The organism is Rhodanobacter sp. C03 (genome assembly GCF_002001175.1).
In the GTDB taxonomy this organism is placed as follows: Bacteria; Pseudomonadota; Gammaproteobacteria; order Xanthomonadales; family Rhodanobacteraceae; genus Rhodanobacter.
In genome coordinates, this window is record NZ_MUNT01000006.1 from 202495 (window position 1) to 226087 (window position 23593).

At 61.4% G+C, this 23593-nt stretch carries 21 protein-coding genes and 1 tRNA gene; 12 read left to right on the forward strand and 10 right to left on the reverse strand.

Translation table 11 applies throughout. The features are described from left to right. Window positions 1-152: 152 nt before the first annotated feature. From B0E48_RS09165 to B0E48_RS09185, 5 genes are all read left to right on the forward strand, one after another. Window positions 153-1487, forward strand: a complete 1335-nt coding sequence (locus tag B0E48_RS09165) for a replication-associated recombination protein A (RefSeq protein ID WP_168170330.1) — start codon at window positions 153-155, stop codon at window positions 1485-1487. 151 nt (window positions 1488-1638) lie between these two features. Continuing rightward, complete coding sequence (locus B0E48_RS09170; protein ID WP_077517834.1) at window positions 1639-2217, forward strand: hypothetical protein; 579 nt, start codon at window positions 1639-1641, stop codon at window positions 2215-2217. 136 nt (window positions 2218-2353) lie between these two features. Further along, window positions 2354-3637 (forward strand): serine--tRNA ligase, encoded by a 1284-nt coding sequence (gene serS, locus B0E48_RS09175; RefSeq protein WP_077517835.1) that lies wholly within the window; start codon window positions 2354-2356, stop codon window positions 3635-3637. Continuing rightward, window positions 3634-4017 (forward strand): LrgA, encoded by a 384-nt coding sequence (locus B0E48_RS09180; RefSeq protein ID WP_077517836.1) that lies wholly within the window; start codon window positions 3634-3636, stop codon window positions 4015-4017. The genes serS and B0E48_RS09180 overlap by 4 nt, the downstream gene beginning before the upstream one ends. A 48-nt stretch (window positions 4018-4065) precedes the next feature. Next, window positions 4066-4155: transfer RNA gene (locus B0E48_RS09185), tRNA-Ser, on the forward strand. Window positions 4156-4233: 78 nt separating this feature from the next. Here B0E48_RS09185 and B0E48_RS09190 read toward each other — a convergent pair. Both B0E48_RS09190 and B0E48_RS09195 read right to left on the reverse strand, forming a co-directional pair. Beyond that, window positions 4234-4599: a hypothetical protein gene (locus B0E48_RS09190; protein ID WP_077517837.1), complete on the reverse strand. Its 366-nt coding sequence runs from the start codon at window positions 4597-4599 to the stop codon at window positions 4234-4236. Window positions 4600-4609: 10 nt separating this feature from the next. Continuing rightward, entirely contained in the window at window positions 4610-4906 is a 297-nt protein-coding gene (locus B0E48_RS09195) for a hypothetical protein (RefSeq protein ID WP_077517838.1), read from the reverse strand. A 141-nt stretch (window positions 4907-5047) separates the two neighbouring features. Here B0E48_RS09195 and B0E48_RS09200 point away from each other — a divergent pair, with 141 nt between their 5' ends. Then, the gene (locus B0E48_RS09200; RefSeq protein WP_139350222.1) at window positions 5048-5326 is read left to right on the forward strand and encodes a DUF2622 domain-containing protein; all 279 of its coding nucleotides are present in this window, start codon (window positions 5048-5050) and stop codon (window positions 5324-5326) included. Window positions 5327-5515: 189 nt separating this feature from the next. Continuing rightward, window positions 5516-6205, forward strand: a complete 690-nt coding sequence (locus tag B0E48_RS09205; protein ID WP_077517840.1) for a hypothetical protein — start codon at window positions 5516-5518, stop codon at window positions 6203-6205. A 56-nt stretch (window positions 6206-6261) separates the two neighbouring features. Here the strand turns inward: B0E48_RS09205 and B0E48_RS09210 are convergent, their stop codons facing one another. Further along, a complete protein-coding gene (locus tag B0E48_RS09210) occupies window positions 6262-6816 on the reverse strand; it encodes a lipocalin-like domain-containing protein (protein WP_168170331.1) in 555 nt (184 codons plus the stop codon). A 138-nt stretch (window positions 6817-6954) separates the two neighbouring features. Here B0E48_RS09210 and B0E48_RS09215 point away from each other — a divergent pair, with 138 nt between their 5' ends. Then, window positions 6955-7875 carry a LysR family transcriptional regulator gene (locus B0E48_RS09215; RefSeq protein WP_077517842.1) on the forward strand — a complete coding sequence of 307 codons (921 nt, stop codon included), beginning with the start codon at window positions 6955-6957 and terminating at the stop codon, window positions 7873-7875. A 97-nt stretch (window positions 7876-7972) separates the two neighbouring features. Here B0E48_RS09215 and B0E48_RS09220 read toward each other — a convergent pair whose 3' ends face one another. Together B0E48_RS09220 and B0E48_RS09225 are read right to left on the reverse strand one after the other, a co-directional pair. Beyond that, window positions 7973-10981 (reverse strand): patatin-like phospholipase family protein, encoded by a 3009-nt coding sequence (locus tag B0E48_RS09220; RefSeq protein ID WP_139350223.1) that lies wholly within the window; start codon window positions 10979-10981, stop codon window positions 7973-7975. 57 nt (window positions 10982-11038) lie between these two features. Then, a complete protein-coding gene (locus B0E48_RS09225; RefSeq protein ID WP_168170332.1) occupies window positions 11039-11896 on the reverse strand; it encodes a lipase family protein in 858 nt (285 codons plus the stop codon). 932 nt (window positions 11897-12828) lie between these two features. Here B0E48_RS09225 and B0E48_RS09230 point away from each other — a divergent pair. Next, window positions 12829-14595 (forward strand): aspartyl protease family protein, encoded by a 1767-nt coding sequence (locus B0E48_RS09230; protein WP_254423906.1) that lies wholly within the window; start codon window positions 12829-12831, stop codon window positions 14593-14595. A gap of 59 nt (window positions 14596-14654) precedes the next feature. Here the strand turns inward: B0E48_RS09230 and B0E48_RS09235 are convergent, their stop codons facing one another. From B0E48_RS09235 to B0E48_RS09250, 4 genes are all read right to left on the reverse strand, one after another. Next, window positions 14655-15311 (reverse strand): trimeric intracellular cation channel family protein, encoded by a 657-nt coding sequence (locus tag B0E48_RS09235; protein ID WP_077517845.1) that lies wholly within the window; start codon window positions 15309-15311, stop codon window positions 14655-14657. 91 nt (window positions 15312-15402) lie between these two features. Further along, window positions 15403-16674: a M20 family metallopeptidase gene (locus B0E48_RS09240; RefSeq protein ID WP_077517846.1), complete on the reverse strand. Its 1272-nt coding sequence runs from the start codon at window positions 16672-16674 to the stop codon at window positions 15403-15405. A 256-nt stretch (window positions 16675-16930) separates the two neighbouring features. Further along, entirely contained in the window at window positions 16931-17842 is a 912-nt protein-coding gene (locus B0E48_RS09245; RefSeq protein WP_077517847.1) for an SDR family oxidoreductase, read from the reverse strand. A gap of 54 nt (window positions 17843-17896) precedes the next feature. Further along, window positions 17897-18637 (reverse strand): SDR family oxidoreductase, encoded by a 741-nt coding sequence (locus B0E48_RS09250; protein ID WP_077517848.1) that lies wholly within the window; start codon window positions 18635-18637, stop codon window positions 17897-17899. A 120-nt stretch (window positions 18638-18757) separates the two neighbouring features. Here B0E48_RS09250 and B0E48_RS09255 point away from each other — a divergent pair, with 120 nt between their 5' ends. The 3 genes from B0E48_RS09255 to B0E48_RS09270 all read left to right on the forward strand — a co-directional run bounded on the left by B0E48_RS09255 (window position 18758) and on the right by B0E48_RS09270 (window position 21526). After that, window positions 18758-19648, forward strand: a complete 891-nt coding sequence (locus B0E48_RS09255; protein ID WP_077518370.1) for a LysR family transcriptional regulator — start codon at window positions 18758-18760, stop codon at window positions 19646-19648. Between the two features lie 202 nt (window positions 19649-19850). Further along, window positions 19851-20558, forward strand: coding sequence for a TIGR03032 family protein (locus B0E48_RS09260; protein WP_254423907.1), 708 nt, complete (start codon window positions 19851-19853; stop codon window positions 20556-20558). 272 nt (window positions 20559-20830) lie between these two features. Next, window positions 20831-21526, forward strand: a complete 696-nt coding sequence (locus B0E48_RS09270; RefSeq protein WP_077517850.1) for a response regulator transcription factor — start codon at window positions 20831-20833, stop codon at window positions 21524-21526. Here the strand turns inward: B0E48_RS09270 and B0E48_RS09275 are convergent. Next, the gene (locus B0E48_RS09275; RefSeq protein ID WP_077517851.1) at window positions 21505-23334 is read right to left on the reverse strand and encodes an ATP-binding protein; all 1830 of its coding nucleotides are present in this window, start codon (window positions 23332-23334) and stop codon (window positions 21505-21507) included. The genes B0E48_RS09270 and B0E48_RS09275 overlap by 22 nt on opposite strands. Window positions 23335-23593 lie beyond the last annotated feature (259 nt).

Consider the following 23593-nt stretch of genomic DNA (forward strand, 5'->3'; position numbering starts at 1 on the left):
CGAATACAAATAAAATAGGGATGTCGGATATTTTCATTAATCGATCGATGTGGTCGATTTTCATGCTTCGAGGTGCCTGGCGGCGAGCCTTGGTCATCGAGCTGCGCGGATCGTTTCGTCTGGCCGCTGGCCGGATGTCTTATCATCCGAATATGTCATCCCGTGTTTCACCCGGCATCCCCGGCCTGTTCGCCGAACCCGACGCACTCAAGCCGCTGGCCGAGCGCATGCGTCCGCGCAGCCTCGATGAGATCGTCGGCCAGCAGCGACTGGTCGGCCCGGACAAGGCGCTGCGCCGCGCGCTGGAGGCCGGAAAGATCCATTCGATGGTGTTGTGGGGGCCGCCCGGTTGCGGCAAGACCACGCTGGCGCTGCTGGTGGCGCGCTATGCCGATGCGGATTTCCGCGCGATCTCCGCGGTGCTGTCTGGCCTGCCGGATGTGCGCAAGGCGCTGGCCGAAGCCGAGGTGAATTTCGCCCAGGGTCGGCGCACCGTGCTGTTTGTCGACGAGGTGCATCGCTTCAACAAGACCCAACAGGATGCCTTCCTGCCGCATATCGAAAAAGGCGTGATCATCTTCATCGGTGCCACCACCGAGAACCCGTCGTTCGAATTGAACTCCGCGCTGCTGTCGCGCTGCCGCGTGCACGTGCTGGAACCGATCTCCACCGACGACATCGTGGCTGCGCTCAAGCGTGCGCTGGCCGACAGCGAACGTGGTCTTGGTGAGTTGCAGCTGCAGGTGGGCGACGAGTCGCTGGAGTCGATCGCCCAGGCTGCCGATGGCGACGTGCGTCGCGCATTGACCCTGCTGGAAATCGCCGCCGAGCTGGCCGAAGACAAGAAAATCGACGAGGTCACGCTGACCCAGGTGCTGGCCGACCGCACCCGCCGCTTCGACAAGATGGGCGAGCAGTTCTACGACCAGATCTCGGCACTGCACAAATCCGTGCGCTCGTCCGATCCCGATGCCGCCGTGTACTGGCTGTGCCGCATGCTCGATGGCGGCGTCGATCCGCTGTACCTGGCGCGCCGGATGACGCGCATGGCAGTAGAAGACGTCGGCCTGGCCGAGCCGCGCGCGTGGCGGATGGCGCTGGATGCGTGGGATACCTACGAGCGCCTGGGCAGTCCTGAAGGCGAGCTGGGGCTGGCCCAGCTGGCGATCTGGCTGGCGATCTCGCCCAAGAGCAACGCCGCCTACATGGCCTACAACAAGGCCCGCGCCGCGATCCGCGAAGGCGGCACGCTGGAAGTGCCGATGCACCTGCGCAACGCGCCGACCAAGCTGATGAAGGGCCTTGGCTACGGCAAGGGCTACCAGTACGACCACGACGCCGAAGGCGGCATCGCACTCGACCAGCAATGCCTGCCCGACGAACTCGTCGGCAGCGTGTTCTACGAACCGGTCGAACGCGGGCTGGAACTGCAGCTGCGCGAAAAACTGCTGGCCCTGCGCACTGCCCGCGAGAAGGCTCGCAAGTAGGAGCGCACCCCCGGATCAAGTCCGGGGCAGGCGCTGTGCGCGAAATCGGCCAACCCGATGCCAGCCAGGGCGGCAGCCCGCGCTGCATCAGCCCTTGCAGTCGCCAGCATGCAAAGCATAGATTCGCCCCACCAACCGGGGAGGGTGAGTCATGCGCGTACTCGTAGCGGGTCTGATCGGCGGCATCCTGATGTTTCTCTGGGGTGTGGTGGCGCATATGGCGCTGGGACTAGGCAACGTAGGCATCAGGCAGCCACCCAACGAAAGCGTGGTGCTCAGCGCGCTGCATGAGGGGCTCGGCGAGCAGGCTGGCGTCTATATCCTGCCGTCGCTGGATCCGAAGAAAATGGGCGACAAGGCAGAGGTCATTGCCTACCAGCAACAGGCCATACGCTCGCCTTACGCCTGGGTGGTCTACCTGCCGCAAGGTGACGACATGACCCAGATGGGGCCGCAGATCGGGCGGCAGTGGGCGTCGGATACCTTGAGTGGACTGGCGCTGGCCTTCGTGATGGGACTGGCGGGGCTCGGTTTCCGCCGTCGCCTCGCGCTGGCGGCCGCGGTGGCGGTGTTCGCCTGGCTGAGCACGATGGTGCCGTACTGGAACTGGTACCGCTTTCCGCTCGACTTCACCTGGGCCGCGCTGATCGAGCAGCTGATCGGCTGGCTGATCGCCGGCGCCGCGATGGCATGGTGGCTGGGTCGCAGCGAGCGCAAGCTGGCGAGCTGACCGGATCGCAAGCCGGGCGGCGTGGCCACGCCGCCCGGTATTCAATTGCGGTGCTTGCCACTAGTAGCGTCTTCATTGCGGTGCTTGCCACCCACCAGCGATAATTCGCGGTTCAAGCCTTCATCTGGACTCGATCATGCTGGATCCCGCACTGCTGCGTTCGCGCCTCGCCGAAACCGCCGCACGCCTCAAGGAAACCCGCGGTTTCACGCTGGACGTCTCCGCAATGGAGGCGCTGGAAAGCTCGCGCAAGCAGCTGGCAATGGAGACCCAGGAGCTGCAGAACCTGCGCAACACGCGCTCCAAGGCGATCGGGCAGGCCAAGGCGAAGGGTGAGGACGTCGCCGCGCTGATGACCGAAGTCGCCGGCATCGGCGACAAGCTCAAGGCCAACGAGCAGGCGCTGGCCGAGGCGCAGGGCAAGCTTTCCGATATCACGCTGCTGATCCCGAACATCCCGCACGAGTCGGTGCCGGTCGGCAAGGACGAGAGCGACAACCTCGAAGTCAGCCGCTGGGGCACACCGAGCGCGTTTAATCTGTTCGAGGCAAAGGATCACGTCGTGCTGGGCGAGCGCCATGGCTGGCTCGACGGCGATGCCGGCGCCAAGCTCTCCGGTGCGCGCTTCACCGTGCTGCGCGGCCAGCTCGCGCACCTGCATCGCGCGATCGGCCAGTTCATGCTCGACCTGCACACCAGCGAACACGGCTACCTCGAATGCAACGTGCCGGTACTGGTCAATGCCGACAGCATGCTCGGCACCACCCAGTTGCCGAAGTTCGAGGAAGACCTGTTCTCCGCTCAGGTCGGGGACTCGAAGCGCTACCTGATTCCCACCGCCGAAGTCTCGTTGACCAACCTGGTACGCGACACCATCCAGGAAGCCGACGCGCTGCCGCTGCGCTTCACCGCGCACTCGCTGTGCTTCCGCGCCGAAGCCGGCAGCTACGGCCGCGACACCCGCGGCATGATCCGCCAGCACCAGTTCGAGAAAGTCGAGATGGTGCAGGTCGCCCGCGCCAGCGACTCCTACACGCAACTCGAAGAAATGGTCGGCCACGCCGAGAAAGTGCTGCAGAAACTCAACCTGCCGTACCGCAAGCTGCTGCTGTGCACCGGCGACATGGGCTTCCAGTCGACCAAGACCTACGACCTCGAAGTGTGGCTGCCCAGCCAGCAGACCTACCGCGAAATCTCTAGCTGCTCCAACTGCGAAGACTTCCAGGCACGTCGCCTGCAGGCCCGCGTACGCAACGCCGACACGGGCAAGCCCGAACTCGTACATACCTTGAACGGCTCCGGCCTCGCCATCGGCCGCACCCTGATCGCGGTGATGGAGAACTACCAGAACGCCGACGGCTCGATCAGCGTGCCCGAAGCACTGCGCTCGTACATGGCCGGCCTGGACCGCATTGCATGAACGCGCCGGCACCCGTTCGCGGGAAGTGGGACAAGGTCGAGTTCTACACCAGCTACTTCCTGCTGCTGGTGCTGATCTCCTTCATCGGCACCCGGCTGGCCTTCGCCACCGTGTGGCAACTGCCGACCATCGACTTCGTCCTCTCGGTCATCGCCATGCTGCTGGTCCTCGCCAGCTTCTGGTTCGGCCGCCACAGCCGCCGCTGGCGCCTGTGGACCATCGGCTTCGCCGCTGCCACCCAGATCGTGCCGATGGTGATCCGCGAACCTGTGCTGCTGTTTCCGCTGATTGGTGCGTTGATCCCGATTGCGATCCTGGTGGGGTGCTTGATGGCTTTGTCGAAGAAGGACGCAAACGCTAGCCCGCCGACAGGTTCCTGATAAACTGCGACGCTCGCTGGCAGCTCAAGCCGATCAGCGACAAGTTTTGGAGAGGTGGCCGAGCGGTTTAAGGCAGCAGTCTTGAAAACTGCCGTAGTGGTAACACTACCGTGGGTTCGAATCCCACCCTCTCCGCCAGAAAAGCAAAAAGCCCCTGATTTCAGGGGCTTTTTGTATGGATCTGCATTCTATCCGCAAATCTTCCCATGATCGCAGTTACGCCTGTTTTCGCTCGCGCTTCATGAAATCGGCCACAGGGCCCTTATCCGCGCCGGACGCTTTTGCTCTGCGGACAGCTTCCTCGTATTTCTCGTGCATGATGTCTTTTAACTCAGACACGACGAAACGATTCAGCAGATCACGCACCAGCGGCTGATACGAAACACCACGGTGTTCCGCAATCAGCTTCAGGCTTGCGATAAGAGATTTCTCTAGGCGAATCGACACTGGATGAAGTCCCAGCGAATCATCCAGCGCTCTGCAGTCGTCATCGCTGACGACGCCGACATGGTCCATGCTCCGCCCAAGCTCGCCGCTCTCCCACGCGTCGTTTTGCTGCGCGTTGTTGGACTTGATGGTCATGTGTGCTCCCTTAAAAGTCACTTGGTTTGCCGTGCGCACGATATATGCGCAACTCTTCGTCACTGGCGATGTATGCCGTCCGAATATGGACGTTGCCCTCCCTGGGAACGAAACAGACCTTGAGCAGCCGGCGATGGTTCGTCAGCGCGATGAACCATTGTGTGCGAGGGTCGGTGGCGTGCTGCTCACGAAGATCAAATAGCAGCTTTCCGGTACGGTTGTCGAACGCTTCGTGGACTTCCTTCTCCGACACGCCATGCCTATCGGTCAGTTTTTCCAGTATTTGCTTGGAAATGATGATACCCATTCATACGTGTCCTGAACGTGACTGGGATCAGTGTATATACAAATCCTACAGATGGCAATATAGTTAGCTTTGTCCGTATATACATGTGCCGTTCGTCACGGATTTCAATACTCATTCGAACGCTGCATACAGGACAGAATCATGCCAAATTTTTTGACTCGAGTTGAACTCCACGGCGCTACCGACGCTGACTACAACACGCTACATGAAGACATGGGCAAGCGTGGTTTCGCCCGCACAATCCGTTCTGGCGATGTGCAATACAAGCTCCCTACAGCTGAATATGAGTGCAGCACGAACCTGACGTGCGGCCAAGTGCGCGACGTGGCTATTGAGGCGGCAAAAGCTACCGGACGGAATCACTGGGTTCTGACGGTCGAATACGTCAACTCCGCATGGGTGTTGGTTCCCACGGCGTAATTCTGCAAAACCTGAGACAGAGCCGGCAGCGCCGGCCCTGTCTCTTTCTCACGACGCCACACCGGATCAATCATGCCGTTGACTCTAATCACGCGGGGTTCAAAGCACGGGCGCTGCAACATATGCGGCGCAGTCGGGCCGTTGACGGAGGATCACACGCCCCCCAAAGGATGCGTGCGTCCAACGGCCATGATGCTCGAGCACGCTGTCGATCGTCTCGAGATGCGGAAGGGAATAAAGGCCAAGGCAAATGACGGAGTGAAGTATCGGACTCTGTGCTCTCGCTGCAACAACGCTTTATTGGGCGGACGCTACGATCCAGCTCTGATCGATTTCGTAAACCGTGTTAGCGGGTTGCTGGAATCTCCCCTTCTGTTGCCGGCCACCGTAACGGTTCCAGCGAAGCCGCACCTCATCGCTCGCGCCGTCTGGGGGCACATGGCGGCTGTCGGCGTGGACCGATATCCAAAGGGTCCGGACACCGAGATGTTGAGAGAATTTTTCTTAGATGAGTCGCTACCGCTTCCGCGTCAATTGAATTTTTACTACTGGCTATACCCATACCGAAGGCAGGCGCTCATCAAGGACGCCGGCGTTCTCGATATGCGCGGGGGAAACGCCGTCTTTTGGATGATGAAGTTCTATCCGATGGCTTTTGCGATTTGGAGAACCGACAGCGGCTACAGATCAAATTATCGGGATCTGGCCCAATATCGGTCAGGTAGACCGAGCGACGTTCAGTACGTGATGCTTGACCTACATTCGATTCCCCACGAACTGATACTGGAAGCGCCAACCGAGACGCAAGCGATCATGTACGGGCAAGAAGCCATCGTGGCAAACGGTCGCCCACCATTGGGTCGCGTTTTGCGTGTCTAAATGCGCAACTTTCCGGGTCAGAGCCACTTCCCAAGCACCATTCTTTGGCCCAGCCACTACGACCGAACCCGCAGCCACACAACCTCACCATGCGCTCCCTCGGCCGCACCGCTCGACGGCTTGGCCACCCGATAGGTCAATTCATCGCCGTTGATGGTGTAGCCCGAGTCTCCGCTCTTGCCGTCCCAGTTCGGGAACGATGCATGCAGGATCTGGCTGTGCATGACCTTGGCGTCGGCGCTGACATGGCCGTAGTGGGCATTGCTGTCCATCGAGGCGGCACGGTACTCGTCTGCTGTTCCCTTGGACTTGTCGTTCGCCGCGAATGGCATTCGCTTCGCCCGCACGATCTGCATCATGTAGTCGCCCTGCGCATCGATAAGCCACATGCCCTCTGGGTGGGGACCGTATAGCTCCACGCGGTGGCCATCCGGGTAGACATTGTCGCAGCGGACGAGGGTCCAGGCGCCGATCAGTTCCCTGGGCACCATCGAGTGATCGCCGGCACTGCCACTGTGTTTCATCGCCGCATCCTGGGCGGCGGCCGGGATCGGTGATGCGACCATCGGGGCGAGGAGGGCGGCGAGCAACAGGAGTTTTGCGCGTGACATGGGGATACCTCGGGTGTGGGGTAGGTGGCATCGTCTCCCGCGCCTTCCCATTTGATAATGGGCTTCGATCTTTATTGATATTCAAATGGAATTTGAAGATCATCCCGCCTGTACCTTCCGCAGCCCGGACCTGATCCCATGAACCGCCTTAGCGACATGCAGCTCCTCGTCGATGCGGCCGACCTCAACAGCCTGTCGGCTGCCGGGCGTCGGGCAGGGCTCTCGCCTGCCGCTGCCAGTGCCTGTCTGCAACGGGTCGAGGCCATGCTCGGCGCGCGGCTTTTCGAACGCACGACGCGTCAATTGCGCCTGACTGAGGAGGGGCGCATCTACATCGCGTCCTGTCGGGTAGCGATCGAGACGATGAAGGAAGCCGAGCGCGCGGTTCGCAGCGGCACCGACGGTGTAAGCGGGACGCTGCGTGTATCGGCGCCTTCCGATCTGGGGCGCAACCTGCTGGTCGACATCCTCGACAGTTTCATGGACCTCCACCCGGAGGTGCGCATTGTCCTGACGCTGTCGGATTCGCTCTCGCGTTTCGTGCCGGATGATATCGACGTAGCCATCCGCGTTGGTCCCTTGGAGGATAGCGATCTTGTTGCGCGTCATCTTGCCGATAGCTGGCGTGTGGTCTGTGCTTCGCCAACATGTATCGCGACTTATGGAATGCCAAAGCATCCCGAGGATCTCGTCGAATTGCCGACGCTGGTACTGACCACGAATGCCGGGCCACGCAATGAGTGGCGTCTCGGGGAAGCAGTCGTGCGGGTTCGGCGATATCACGAGTGCACCGACAGCGAAGTCATACGCCAGTGGGCTGTTCTCGGTCGCGGGTTCGCCTACCGGCAGCTTTGGGCGGTGACGACGGATGTACGCGAAGGTCGGTTGGTGCTCGTCAACGCACCCGCGTGGTCTACCCCCACGCCCATCCATGCGATGTACCACCCGAACGTCTTTCAGCCACCACGTGTACGCCGGTTCGTCGATTTTCTGCATGCCGAGGTGGCGCGGCGGCTTTCGTCAAATGCCGCTGACGCAACGGCGTTTTCATCGACATGATGATCGCGCCAGTTGGCAGCTCGGTGGTTGTGAAACCGACAGCATTCCATTGCGCGCGAGTTGCCAGCTCGGGACTTCGCTGATCACAGCGCGCCTCTCAGGTAAAAAATCCTGGGTTTGCGTCAAAGGCTGCCTTGGTCAGGAACGAGCCCAGGCAGCGATAGGCTTCAAACTGGGACTCGTCGAACCATTGATCCAGGGTCGTCTGTTGGGGAAAGGTCTCATCGCCACGGGCATAGTTGTAGACGTCGGCGGGTTCGAGTTTGTCTTTGCCGAGCGTGGGTTTGATGAGCAGGATCTTGCCTGTCGCGCGTTCGTTGTTGGTCGCGTAGGTCACTTGCCCGCGGACGAAGCCTGCCATGCTGCGACCCGTCTTCAGCGCATATAGATCGCTCAGCTTCAACTCGATCTCCGCGCCGAGATCGACACGCACCTTGCGGATCAGGTTGCCAAGATCTTCGAAGGCACGAGCGGGGTCTGCGCCAGCATCAACCATGACGATGTGTGAGCAGCGGCGGCGCACAAGTTCATAGACGGCCGTGTTCTCGAAGTGTCCGCCATCGGAAAGATAGACGAAGCTCCTTCGCTCATTGGTGTTGCCGCTCGCTTCCGCGATAAGCCAAGCCAGATTTGAGCGCGGACCGGATCGCCGCCAATCCTGCTTGCCAGGGTTCGGGCACCAGCGACCCAGTCGAATATTGAAGAAGGTCATCAGCATCGCAAGCGCTGGCTGCGTGTTGGCACCCATGTTGGGACTGACTGCCGCACCGGAGGTCGCCATGGCCATTCCGATCGTGAATCCCGTGCGCTCCCCGTTATCGATATTGGCCGGAAGATTATGAGGTCCCGCTGTGCGATAGGCGCTCATCTCATCGCGTGATGCGTTGTCTGCATACAACGCGGTTGGGCGAAACGCCTGCTCCGGTGCCGCACCTGCTGTTTGGGTACACGGCCCTGCGAAAAGCGGTTTGTCGCCAGTGGCAGGCGCGAGGTTGTAACCGCAAAACGTGGGAGTGAGCACAAACAGGGCAGATTTCCGTTCCTGCCAGGCCAACTCTGATCCGTGAACGAGATTCAGCGCGGTGTTGAAGATGGGAAAAGGACGCTGCGGCTCGGCATTCAACGGGATATCGTTCTCGGGCGCGCGTTTGGCGGATGAACCACGAACGGGTGCCGGCTCAACTGATTGGAGTGGAGCGAGATCGGCCAACGCGATGTCGTCGTTGGGATCGAAACCGGTGAACAGGTTCGGTTTGCGCATCTGATTGGATGCGCCCAGATAGCATCGTATCAACCGATTCTTGTACATGTCGTGGAGCGAGAAGCGATTGATGTCCACGCGCCAGCCAAACACAACGGCGGTAATGGCGCTGGCAAGCAAGACCATCCATGCGGCGGGCAGGTAATGAAGAGCTGCGAAGGCTGCTGTGGGCGCTGGCACCTGGGTCGTACAGCAAACCCAGTAGGTCACATCGACGAAACCGTTTCCTTGCGGCAGGATCGGTGTGTTCCATTGCATGAGTGCGAAAACCCCACAAGCAATGGCGATCACCAGCATCACCAGCACCACGGTGGCCAGAATGGCGGCGATGCTTGCACGCATCGGTAGCGTCTTTCCCGAGGTGGCGTTTCCGGACAAGGAGCGCACCAGTCCAATAGCCGTCGCGAGCGAGCCGATCCAGCCGGCGGCAATAACGTGATTCGTCCACGGGCCGATACCTGCCAGCCACGCAGGCAGATACATCGGTACATAGGTGGCCAACGCGCACCAGGCGATCCAGACCGCGCCCACGGATATCGCCGCGCCCCCCACGCGACTCCACCATTCCCGATACATCTCCGGATAGTCGCGCCCCAGCAAGCCTATCCACAATGTGACGCTGACCGCGACAACACCCACCAGCAGTGGGGCGCCGAAAACCAGCATCAAGGCCGCGTTTTCGGCCGTAGCGCCCCTTGAATGCCACCCGTGATTCAAGCCAGCCAGCATCAGGAAACCAACGGCCACGACCACGGCAGTCGCCGGCGCATAGACCGCAAAGCGAAACGCGCTCACGCTGGGCGATGACGAGACAGGGCCGAGCCGGCTCAGGGCTGCCTGGGTCACTGCCATGATCGCCACGATACCCAGCATGGTGAACAGACATGCGTGAACCCACGGTGCGCTGTCATCCACGGACACCAGGAAGGCTGCGCCAAACAACGCGGTGAGAAAGCCCGGTGCGATCACTGTGGCGTAGACGAGCAGCGGACGTGTGACCCGTGGCCAGCGCTGGCGGGATCTGGGAGAGAGCTGAATGAAGCAGGCAACCAGCGCGATCAAACCGAAGATCGCCGTACCGGCGCGTGCCACAGAAGCATGATTGAGCAGGGCTTGAACAGGGGCGACAAAGAAAAGAGGCACCACGACTATGGCCGCGACGAAAGCGACCAGCACGCACATGTTGAGCGCGACGTTGCGCAGGTAGGTCGCAGCAACAGTCAGTGCATCCAGGCTCAATGCGCCGACGCGGGGAGTCAGGTAGTTGCTGTAGCGGCGCAGCCATTGAACCTGCGGTGGTTCGGTTTCGTTGTTTTCCGGGCAACGCTTGAGCGCACTCCATACATCCGCCGGTGAGCTGCGATGAATCCACGCGGACAGAAATGCCCCCATGTAGCCGCCGCCGGATACCGTGGAAAGCATGTCTATTTCTTTCAATGTGTCGCGCATCGCCATGCGCTGAAGCACACCGAGGCTGAAGGTGGCGCTGCGAATGCCTCCGCCCGACAAAGCCAGCCCGATTCGTTTGATGCCATCGACCTCCTGTTCGGGCTCGCTGTTCGAATCCAGAACCGATGGTTGTCCACGCCACTGGTCACCAGTCAGCGACCACTCGGCCGAGGGCATCGATGCAGGAGCATCTTCCGAAACTGATTCGATCGGAGAAATGCCGAACGGTGCATCTGTGGCGTCAGCAGGAACACGGATGGGCGCTTCACCCGACGATTCACGCAACGGGGGAGGCGAAGCCGCTGTGCTCTGCTCGTGGAGCGCTCGCTTTCCGGCAAGCGCTGAGGCGTCGGCTTGATATACCGCATCGGCGGTCTGGAATTGTTGATCGGACACGACGTTCCCCTAGAAGTCACTCAACGGTTCAAGACGCTGCACCCGAGGCAACGATGACTAAGCTGCTGCTTTGCCGACGATGCAGGGAGTGTCTGGTGTGACCGCGACGCTGCCAAAGTCCAGCATGGCGGCATAGCAATACGCGTGGTGATTGCAGACGATATCGTTCTGGATGATGGCCTGGGCGTCGCAGGCTTTGATCCAGATGGTCTGCGAAAACGATTCGAAGTTGATGGGCAAAGGCAACGATGGCGGTACATGCGGCACGAGATCACGCATGTAGTTGTAAACGCGATAGGCATCGACAGCATCGTCCACACGCTGGACAAAATCGCGACCGCCAGCGCGCGGACATGCAAACAAACTGCCCTCCACGCGATAGGTACGCTGAGGCACGCTGGCGAGATCCAGCATCAAATAAGATGCCAGGGCAGCACCCAAACTGTGGCCGATGACGGTCACGGTCACGCTTGCGGGAAGTGTCGCAGCGATCGCCGACGCGGCGGACATGGTTGCCGCCGCAGCAGCGGGCGCGGCACCCAGCTCGACGTATGTCATGGAGCCATAAATCGAATCGAAGCCTTGTTCGACCCAGCCGATACTAGGGCGGTCGATCAGCAGTCCCTCGAAGTTTTCCAGCCATTCCACCGTGGTTTCCGTCCCGCGAACGACGGCGACAACGTTCGTCGCGTCACTTTTGTTGACAGCGAGGAATCCGTAATACGTTGCATCACCGAGCTGAAGCTTTTGGCCCTCGAACAACGCATTCCTGGCGATCAAATGGCCGAGGAGCCTCCACTCGCCCGCGCATCTTGGATCGATGACTGGTGCAAGAGTTGCGGTCTGGGGATCAAACATGTCTTCCGCGTACATCGCGAGCAAAGCGCGCTTGGCGGCAACCGGTTCGCTAATCATGGCCTTCCTCCTTGAACGGACTTGGCGTGACAAGCGCGAGAACTCATCGAGGAGGCCTCGACCTGTGCACATTTCCCCAACGTGGCTCAACGTCAAGCACAGATCGTTTCACCAGCTTCTCGCCCGTATCACATGGCGCGAGCTGGACACCCGCTTGAATGAATCCTCATGGCTGACAACGGCTTTGCAATCCATGGTCGAACTCTTCCAAGAGCATCATCGATGCGCCCGCCGACGCATATTGAACCTGCTTCAGCTTGCGCACCAAGTTGACCGAAGGACATAGAACCATGGGCCGATTTCGAGCCAAGGTCACGCCGGAAACGCTCGTCACTCACATCAAACAAGGGCGATCGATACGGTGAGGGTTTTGAGTTGTGTGCCTTCCTTGCCTGTCAGGTGCCGAGTGATTCTCTTGAGCCTCGGGTCTGGCGTTTGCGCATGGCATGTACGGTTGTCGATGGCGGGGCGACGAGTGCTTAATTGGCGTGTCCGAAAAAATCGGTCCGCCTCGGGAATAATTTCCTGAAAGGGATGCCTCAGAGCGACTTGCCCGACATCACTCTTTGAGTTTTCCACGAACGAAAATTCGGAAAATCTGCACCAGACCATTCGCCGTTACATGGATGTACCAACAAGGCGTGCTCACAAGTCAGGCCATGGTCGTAGATGGCGGTCAGTATCGCGTTGGTTAATCGCGGCGTAAGAAAATAGTGTCAGGAGCAATTTCTGAAAGATGCTGCGGATGGATCGGTTCCGCTCGTAGGTCGAAACCAAGGCAGGCCGTTTCGCTCCGTCCATCCTTCACTGGCCAATCACTCCTTGAGCGGCTTTAGAGTTTTCGCCATCATGCGCCGAGCATCCATGCCAACTGGTGCTCGACGACCACGCCTGCATTCCGCAGCCTTGGCATGCAAAGGGGAGCGGTGACAATGAGGATGTTGCGTTTGGGCTGCCTGGGCATCGGCGTTTTGCTCGCAAGCCACGCTTGGGCTGATGGCTGCCAGTTGAAGGATTACGGCACGTTGCCGGTGGAAATGGTCGGCGGCCAAGCCACGACCATGGTGAAGATCAACGGGAGCGATACGCGCTTCATCCTCGATACCGGGGCATTCTTCAACACCATGTCGCATGCGAACGCGTCGTCGCTGGGGCTCAAGCTGCGACCTGCGCCATTTGGTTTTCGCATCAACGGCATTGGAGGCAGTGCGGGTGTCCAGTTCACTCAGGTCAAGGACTTCGGCATTCTCGGTACGACGCTCCACGATATTGCTTTCATCGTTGGAGGCACGGATACGGGTCATGGCTTGCTCGGCGCCAACCTGCTCGATCTGGTCGATCTGGAAATCGATCTGGCACAGGGAAAATTGACGCTGTTCAAGGCGGAACACTGCGACAAAAGCTCGCTGGCCTATTGGTCCAAGGATGGCAAGTACAACGTCGCCGATATCATGTCGGCCGATAACCAGAACGACCGGCGTACTTTTCTCAACGTGACGATAAACGGCAAGCAGGTGCGGGCGGTGCTCGATTCGGGTGCGTATGCCACGTTGCTCAGCCGTCGCGCCGCCGAGCGGGTCGGCATCGACCTGAATACGCCCGAGGTCAGGGCTGGCAGAAGCTTCGGTATTGGCGCCAAGTCGGTCAAGACATGGACGGTACGCATTGATTCTTTCTCGGTCGGCACGGAAACCATCCAGCACAGCCAGATGCAGGTCATCGACGGAAACATTGGCGGAGGTGAAACCGACATGCTGCTCGGCGTGGATTTTCTGCTCGCCCATCACATGTTCATCGCCAACAGCAAGAAGAAAGCTTATTTCACCTACAACGGCGGCCGCGTGTTTACCCTGGCCGAAGCGCCGAGCGACAACGATAAACCCGGTGCCGGCGTTGCTGCGGACGACAACGGCGCAGCGCCCACGAGCGCACCCGATTATGCTCTGCGCGGCGAAGCGTACCTGTCTCGCGGCGAACCGAAGGCTGCCGAAACCGATCTGGACGAGGCAATCCGCATGGCGCCCGATCAAGCCGTCTACTATGTTGCCCGTGCGCGGGCACGTGCGGCGGACAAACAGCCTGACGCGGCACTCGCCGATCTGGACAAATCCTTGAGCCTGGATCCGAAAAACGTCGACGCGTTGCTGCTGCGCGCCGAACTTCGCTTCGTGCACAAGGACCGCACGGGTGCGACAGCCGACGTGACGGCGGCAGGCGCCTTGGCACCTGCGGGATCAACGCAGGCGCGTTCGATTGCTGGTCTGTATATCCGACTCGATCAACCGGCTGCGGCGCTACCCATCCTCGACGACTGGATTCGCCTGCATGGCGATGACGCCATGCTTGGCTTGGCGCTCAACCAGCGCTGCTGGGCGCGCAGCCTGAGCAATCAGATGCTCGACGATGCCTTGAAGGATTGCCGCAAGGCGATCAGGCGCGATGGCGAAAAGCCAGTCTACCTCGACAGTCTCGGCATGGTGCAGCTGCGGCTCGGACACTATCCCGAATCGATCAAGGCCTACGAGCAGGCTCTCGCGCAAACGCCGCATTCCGCGTGGTCACGCTACGGCCTTGGCTTGGCGAAAATCCGCAGTGGCCAGACGGATGCGGGCGATGCCGATCTGGTCGCCGCGCGTGCGCTTGATCCGGACATCGAGGCACGTGCCGCCAAGTATGGTTTGACCGCAGCGGGGCCATAGATCGCATCGGAAATATTCTGGGTGCTATCCGGGCCACTTCAACCTGACACCTCTTTTCCTCAGGATTTGGGTGTGGCATCACCCGGCTTTTCCACACGGCGGCCACCGGCGATCGGCAGCTGCCAGCCGCGCCGCACCGCCAGCATGCGCAGCCCGAAGCAGAGTAGGGCTCCGGCGATCATCGTTGCGGCGGACGGCAACCCCAGCGACGCGCCGATGACGACCACGGTCGCACCGGCCAGCGCAGCCACCGCATACAGATCGGCGCGCAACACCATCGGCACGTCGGCCAGCAGCACGTCACGCACCATGCCGCCGCCGATGCCGGTAAGCATGCCGAGCAGTGCTGCCATGACCGGGTTCAGTCCGAACGCCAACGCTTTCTGCGCGCCGGCGACTGCGAAGAGGGCCAGGCCGGCCGCGTCGAACATGCGCACCGGGTTCTGCAGCCGCTCGATCAGGGGAGCCCACCAGAACGTGATCACGCCGGCGCATACCGACACGGCGAGATAGCGCCAGTCGCTGATCGCCGCCGGCGGCACCGCGCCGATCAGCAGGTCGCGCGTGATGCCACCGGCATTGGCCGCCGCAAACGACAGCACCAGCACGCCGAACAGATCGAGTCGGCGCCGCGTCGCCGCCGTCGCGCCACTGAGCGCGAACACGAAGGTGCCGATCAGGTCGGCGATCAACAGCAGCAGTTTCGTCGTCGGCATGCGGAAAGCCCCTGTGTAGACAACACAATGTAGCGTCAGGTCGGTGATCCGTCTCGTGTCGGCAAACGCAGGGCAGCAGCGCAGAGCACTGCTACTTCGCCGCCAGCCATGCATGCACGGCGATGACCAGCGTTTCGACGCCGGTGCGCAGAGTCGGCTGGATGACCGGTGCGAACCGCGGGTTGTGGTTGGTCGGCAAATCGTTAAGCCGGCCCGCGGCCTGCGCCTTCGCGTAGACCTCCGCATCGGTGCCCCCGACGAACCAGAACACCGAGGGCACCTTCCACTGCGCACCGAAGCAGCCAAAATCTTCGCTCGCCGAGGTCGGCAGGGTTTTCTCGACGCGCCCCTCCGGGAAATACTGGCGGAATGCATCGCCGACCTTCTGGTTCGCGTCGGCGTCGTTGACGACCAGCGCGTAATGATCCAGCGGCGTGATCTCCGGCGGCCTGGGCGCGCCCGACGCGGCCGCCTCGGCGTTGACGATGCGCGTGATCGCGGCGAGCACGCGCTGGCGCACGCCCTCGTCGAAGGTGCGCACGTTGAGCTTGATGATCGCCTCGTCGGGGATCACGTTCTCCTTGGTGCCGGCCTGCAGCGAGCCGACCGTGACCACGGCGGCTTCGGTGGCGGCGAGCTCGCGCGACACGATCGTCTGCAGGCGCAGCACGGTCGCTGCGGCCATCACCACCGGGTCGATGCTTGCCTGCGGCATAGAGCCGTGTGCGCCGCGACCGAACAGGCGGATCTGCAGGCTGTCGCCGGCGGAGGTGATCACGCCGGCGCGGCCGCTGATCGTGCCGGCCACGCCGACCATCACGTGTTGGCCGAGCACGATGTCGGGCTTCGGGAAGCGCTCAAACAGGCCATCGTCGATCATCGCCTGCGCGCCGGTGCCGGTTTCCTCGGCGGGCTGGAACACCGCCATCACGGTGCCGCGCCAGTGCTCGCGCACCTGCGCGAGCAAAGTGGTTGCACCGATCAACCAGGTGACGTGCATGTCGTGACCGCAAGCGTGCATCACCGGCACCGTATGGCCATCCTTGTCCTTCGCCGTGACCTTGCTTGCATACGGCAGACCCGTCGCCTCTGCGACCGGCAACGCATCCATGTCGGCGCGCAGCATCACGGTCGGGCCGTCGCCGTTGCGCAGCAGGCCGACCACGCCGGTGCCGCCGACGCCGGTGGTTACTTCGAAGCCGGCTTGGCGCAGATGGGTGGCAGCAAGGTCGGCCGTGCGCGTCTCCTGCGTCGACAATTCCGGATGGGTATGGATGTCGGTGTACAGCGCTTCGAGGTCGGGCAAAAGGCTCGGCAGGTTCGCGAACCACGAATCGGAAACACTCGCGTTTTTAGTGTTCATGCAAACCCTCACAGCACAGATGTGGCAGAGCAATAGGGGCGCCCTTCGTTCGTGCAGCCGAGGACATGAAGGGCGACGGGAGATGTGACTGTCCGCCGAAACCGGAGGCACGGCAAGCCCACGTGTCCATTCAATCGCGAACGCCAAAACTATTCGAGTCAGAACTACTTACCTGACATCATTCTGTCGTTTTCCCCTAATTGAAAAGGCGGCAAGGTTTCCTCGCCGCCTCATGTTCAACAACCACCGTACTGTTTCAGCTTGCCGCCACCGGCTTCACTTGCAGCCGCAACAAATCCTCCAGCCCGATGCGACGAAACATCTCCGCGCGGACACGATCAGCGACACCATTGACGATTTCGCAGCCATCCTGGGAGGGGTCGATATGCGTGCGGAACGGGCGCTGGCCGAATGGCATGCCGACTACCTTCACGATGGCATCGGCAACGGTCGCCGTATCGGCATCGGCGGGTTCGAGCGAGGCGAGGCCTTTCAAGGCCTGCGCCGGCACGCCGGCATAGGGGCCGTTGTCGTATTCGGCGGCGCGATCCTTGTCCGCGGGTGAACTCGAATGTGCGAAGTGATTGGTGCCCTTGGTGAAGGCGCCTGGCACGATGATCGAGGTTTCGATGCCCCAGCGCGAAAGCTCGCTGGCGTAGCTGACGGCGAGCGAATCCATCGCCGCCTTCGCCGCGAAATACGGGGAGAGATAAGGTGGCGTGCCGCCACGCGCACTGCTGCTGGACACCCACACCACCAGACCACGACCCTGTTTGCGCATGTGCGGCAGGGCGGCACGATTGACGCGCTGTGTGCTGAGCACATTGATGTCGTAGAGCTGGGCGAACTGCTCCGGCGTGAACGCCTCGGCCGGTCCGAACGACATGTGGCCGGCGTTGTGGATGACGACGTCCAGACGGCCGCTGTCGGCCAGGACCTGCTGGATGCCTGCTTCAGCCGAGGCTTCGCTGGCAACGTCCAGCTCGACGGCACGCAGATCGACACCGTGCTCTGTGGCGTACTTGTTCACTTCTTCGACTTGCGGTGCATTGCGGCCGGTGGTTTCACGCATGCTGGCGTAGACCGTATGCCCGGCATGGGCGAGCGCGCGGGCGGCGAGGGCGCCAAAGCCACTGGAGGCGCCGGTGACGACGATGACCTGTTTCATGATGGGATTCCTCAGTCAGTGTGAGCGCCGTGTGGGTGACGCGACGCGTGGGGTTCAGATGATTCCGCCGTTGGCACGCAGGACCTGGCCGTTGATCCAGCCAGCGTCGGGGCCGGCGAGGAAGGCGATTGCATCGGCGATGTCTTCGGGCTGGCCCAGACGCTCCAGCGGAGCGAGCTTGGCGAGGCGATCGACGACTTCCTGCGGCTTGCCCTTGAGGAAGAGATCCGTAGCGGTGGGGCCGGGTGCAATCGCGTTGACCGTGATGCTGCGTCCGCGCAGTTCCTTGGCGAACACGCTCGTCATCGCCTCGACACCGGCCTTGGTGGCGGCATAGATGCCGTAGCCGGGTTGCAGCAGGCCGACGACGCTGGACGAGAAATTCACGATGCGGCCGCCGTTGCGCAGGCGCGTGGCGGCTTCGCGCAGCGTGTTGAAGGTGCCTTTCAGGTTCACCGCGATCTGCCGATCGAACGAGGCGTCTTCCGCATCCGCCATGTTCGCCAGCTGCATGATGCCGGCGTTGTTCACCAGCACATCCACGCCGCCGAAGGCGGTTTCCGCGGCATCGAACAGGCGACGGACATCGGCGGTGTTGCTCACGTCCGCTTTCGCCGCCAGGGCCTGACCGCCAGCCTGCTGAATCGAACGGACCAGGGCTTCGGCCGGCTCCGCGCTTTCGGTGTAGTTGACGATGACGGTGAAACCGTCGCGGGCCAGTCGCTGCGCAATGGCTGCGCCGATACCGCGGGATGCGCCGGTGACCAGGGCGACTTTCTGATTCTGCTTGTTCATGGAATCTCTCCAGACCGGCCAATGCCGGGGTGTGGAGAAACTTTAGGCTTTCGCTGTGGACAAATAATCCATGCTAAATTGTCAACACTATTCGCTTTTAACGAACAATTGGGTGGCGAGATGGACCGGCTGGATGTCATGCGGCTGTTCACGCGAATCGTGGAGCGACAAAGTTTTACCCTCGCTGCACAGGATCTCGAACTGCCTCGTTCGACCGCTACGCAGGCGATCAAGGAGCTGGAGAAACGGCTGGGAGTGCGGCTGCTGCAGCGGACCACGCGCCATGTCCGATCCACGCTGGACGGTGAAGCGTTCTACCAACGTTGCGTCGCCATTCTTGCTGAGGTCGAAGACGCCGAGGCCGTTTTCAGCAACGCCAAACCGCGCGGGCAACTGCGTGTGGACGTCCATGGCACGCTGGCGCGCCATTTCGTGCTGCCAGGGCTGCCGGCGTTTCTGACGGAATACCCGGACCTGCAACTGCATCTGGGGGAGGGCGATCGTCTCGTCGATCTGGTGCGCGAGGGTGTGGATTGCGTGCTGCGGGTGGGCGATTTGAAGGACAGCGCGATGGTCGGGCGGCGTGTCGCGGTGCTTGAAGAAGTGACTTGCGCGAGCCCGGACTATCTCGCCCGTCATGGTATGCCCGTCAGCATCGACGATCTCCAGGCCCACCAAGCAATCGGCTTCCTGTCGTCAGCGACCGGGATGACGTTGCCGCTCGAGTTTTCGATCAACGGCGAGTTGCGAAACGTCGTGCTGCCGGCGCCGCTTACAGTGGCGTCTGCCGAAACCTATGTCGCCGCTGCGCGGCTTGGCCTCGGCTTGATCCAGGTGCCGCGCTATCACGTTGATGCCGATCTTGCCGCCGGCACGCTGGTTAACGTGCTTCCCGAGTTTCCACCGTCACCGACACCGGTTTCCCTGCTCTATCCCCACAGCCGGCAACTCTCGCCGCGCGTACGCGTATTCATCGACTGGCTGACGCGCGAGTTGGCGAGTCGTGCGTAGATACGGATGGTAGCCGCGTTCCGCAAATTGTTTCTGACGGCATTCTTTCAGACTACAAGGGAACCTCGAGTCCGGCATTTACATCGCTATCCTCAACACTGAACCGTATTCGGCGGCCCTCGACCTTTATCCGCAAACCCCGATACCTCATCAAATACTGCACCCCAACCACCGCTGCCCCAAACCCCGAAGCGTTTCCAAGGTGGTCTTCATCAACACCAAGTACTCCTGCCTTGCCGAGTTGAGCCAGACGCACAGCTTCAAGGCGATCTGGAAACCGGACTTCATCAGCAAGCTGGCTCTGGAAGACCGTTGCCACCTCAATGGCCTGGCGATGGTCGACGGTGCGCCCAAGTACGTCACCGCGGTGTGCAAGAGCGATGCGGTGGATGGCTGGCGCGACCGTCGCCACAACGGCGGGGTGGTGATCGACATCGACACCAACGAGATCGTCTGCGAAGGCCTGTCGATGCCGTACTCGCCGCGCTGGGCCAATGGCAAGCTGTGGGTACTGAATGCCGGTACCGGTCATCTGGGCTGGGTGGACTTCACGACCAAGTCGTTTGTACCCCACGCGTTCCTGCCCGGGTTCGTGCGCGGCCTGTCGATCTTCGGCAACACCGCGGCGGTGGGTTTGTCCAAGCCGAGGAACCAGCGCTTCGAAGGGCTGCAGCTGGATGCGGAACTGACCCAGCACGATGTCGAGCCATGGTGCGGCGTGCAGATCATCTCGCTGACCAATGGCGACGTGCTGCACTGGATCCGTTTCGAGGGCGACATTTCCGAGATCTTCGATCTCTGTTTCCTGCCGAACGTGCGCAATCCGATGATGGTGGAATTACGGACACCGGAGATCCGCGAGCTGATCACGTTTGAGACGGAGTTCCAAAAGGAGGGAGTCACTCCATGAAGGCGGCCAGGAGAAGGAGAACGCTCTCACGGACGCCGGCCACAAGGCTCAAGGCGAACAAGAAAGGTGTGGGGGACAATTTGAACAGCACCCAAAGGTGTCGGAGACATTTCCTATTATCGTCCTGTGTCAGGAGGCGGATGGCGTGACAAGTGAGCTGTACAAGCTGCGCGCCCCGCAGATGATGCAATCATCTGGGCATAACGACAGGAACAGCCCGCGATGCAGTATGGTTCGAACCTGACAGTCTCATTCCTCTGCACAGTCCCTCCATGTCTGCTGAAACCTTGCGCCTGCTCCTTATCGATGATGATGCTTTATTGCGGGACAGGGTGCTTACGCCACGGCTCAGGCAGTTCGGTTTCGAGGTAATGGCCATCGGCCATGTGGGGGAGATGGCGCAGGCCATCGAGCGACGCAAGCCGGATATCGTGCTGCTGGATATCGGCCTTCCCGACCACGACGGGTTCGAGGTATCGCGAACCTTGCGTGCGCGGTTTTCCGATATCGGCATCGTGATGCTGACCGGTCGGTCGGAAACCACCGACCGGGTGCGCGGCTTGAGCGAAGGTGCTGATGCCTACCTGTCCAAGCCAGTGGAAATCGACGTGCTGGTTGCCACCCTGCATAGCGTCGCGCGCAGGCTCAAGTCGCCGTCGAACTCGGTCGTACCCGCCGGCACATGGAAACTTGATTCGGGTGACTGGCTGCTGCTTTCACCTTCCGGCGGCCGGGTGATCCTGAGCAAGACCGAGCGACTGCTACTGGAGGAACTGATGAAGCAGCCGAACCAGGTCGTCGCGCGCGACACCCTCATCGCCGCCATCACCGACGATATCCATGCGTTCGATCCGCATCGGCTGGATTCCCTGATCCATCGCCTGCGCCGAAAGGTGCTCGCCTCCACCGGCGAGCCACTACTCCTGAACGCGGTTCACGGGCAGGGCTATTTGCTGGCGGTGAGCTGACCCGTTTCCATCGCAGCCGCATGCCGTCGGGTTGCAGCGGCAAAGACGCGTGCCAGCAGTGCGGAAGGGGGAAACGGTTTCGGCAGGCGCTCGCTGTAGATGTCCTCCGGCCCGGCAGCTGAGCCGTCGCTCTCCAGGTAGGCGGAAATGAGGATGGCGGGTACCGAGTGCAGGGTCTGCCGCAATCGGCGCAGCAGCGAGGTCCCGTCCGTGTCAGACATGCGGTAGTCGCAGACCAGCACATGTGGCGGCTGTCCCATGTGTTCCACCAGTCGATCCGTTTCTGCGCCGCTGGCCGCCTCGCTCACGTCGCAGCCGCCTTTTTCCAGGGCGGAAGCGAGTACGCCGCGCAAGCTGTCGTCGTCATCAATCAGCCATACGCGGATGCGATCCGTTGGCGGCGCGGCAGGTACCTCCACCGCGACGGTGACCGCCATCGGTAACTGAATGCGGAAGATTGTGCCGCCGCCAGGTGCGCTGTGCACGGTGATGTCGCCACCGGCGCGGTGAATCAGGCTGTAGACGACGCTGAGGCCGAGACCGGTGCCCCGGTCGACCGGCTTGGTGGTGAAGAACGGTTCGAAGATGCGATGTCGAAGTTCCTCGGGGATGCCAGTACCGGAATCCTGGATCGACAGGGTAACGGTCGAGGCATCGTGCGAAGTGATCGCGATCGTGCAGCGTCCGCCGTCGGGCATGGCATCGCGCGCATTGGACGCGAGATTGAGCAGGGCGAGTTCGAACTGGCTGCGATCGAAGCGTATCGGCAAGCCGATGCGCGACGTATCGATGGACAGATGGACCGAAGAGGGCATCAGCTGCCGAAGCAGTGGCTGAATATCGCGCAGTGCCGAGACGGCATCGAAGGTTTCCGTGTGTGTCACATCATGGCGACTGAAGTTCAGCAGCTTGCTGCACACAGCCGCGCCACGCCGGGCGGCCAGCTCCACGCCCTCCAGCGCATCGGCCATCGCCTGTACATCCTCGTCGGGCGGGAGGTCGGGATTCAGGCGATCCCGTTCCATCGCAAATCCAAGGATGATGCCGAGCACGTTGTTCATGTCATGCGCTATGCCGCTGGCCAGCTTGCCGACGGCATCCATCTTCTGGGCATGCAGCAGCTGCTCCTGTGTGCGCTCGCGCTCGGCGATCTCGCGTTTCAGTTCACGCCGGTGCGCGTTCGACTCGGCCAGGCTCTCGCGCAGGGCGTTGATGCTGCGGTCGATCACGATGGCAATCAGCAGATAGCTCATCAGCGCGCGGCCGGGAAAGGCGATATAGGTTTCCACCGCCACGCGCCACAGGCGGGCATCGCTGAAGATCTGTGGCGGAATCACGCCGATCGCGAAAACCAGCATCAGCACGCCGTAGGTGGTCCAAAGCGCGCGCCGCCCCAGCATCAAGCCACTTAGCGCCAGCACCACGACCAGGGTCAGGTCGACGAAGTTTTCGTGATAACCGAAGGCGCCGTAGGCCAGCGCTGCCGATGCCAGCACTACCCCCACATACAGCGCCACGGCCGGACGGAAGCGGCCGCGGCGGATCAGCCAGATGCCGATCCAGGCCGCGAGCGTCATGGCGACGTCCGTGGCCAGGTCGATGGCGATGGCCACGTGCGGGCCCGTACGTGCTGCGTCGTACAGGGTGTCCCTCATGTAGTTCCAGTTGAACAGAAGCAGGTAAAGCTTGTTCAACGGCATCCGCAGGCCTTCGAACAACAACATCCACTGCATGAAGACGCCATTGCGCCGATCGACCGGATCGTCGATCGGGATGCGCTGGAACCAGGCAAGAAGTCGTTGAAGCATTACCGCAGGCACTCCGATGGGCCTTCCAAACGTCCAGACAAGTTCCGTGCGTGGGCACGTCGGCGTATCGATACGCCGCAGTATGTCGTTTGAAATTTAGACGTCTAAATGTAGGTGAGAATTGGGTGATCTTACGTGCATAACGCCGTGTGTGACTAACGCCGATCGCTGACCTAAGCTCGAGAGGTCCGTGGAGCTGTGTGCACGCAGACATCATCGGAGCCGGTGCTCGTTGACGGGGACAGTCACAACTTCAATT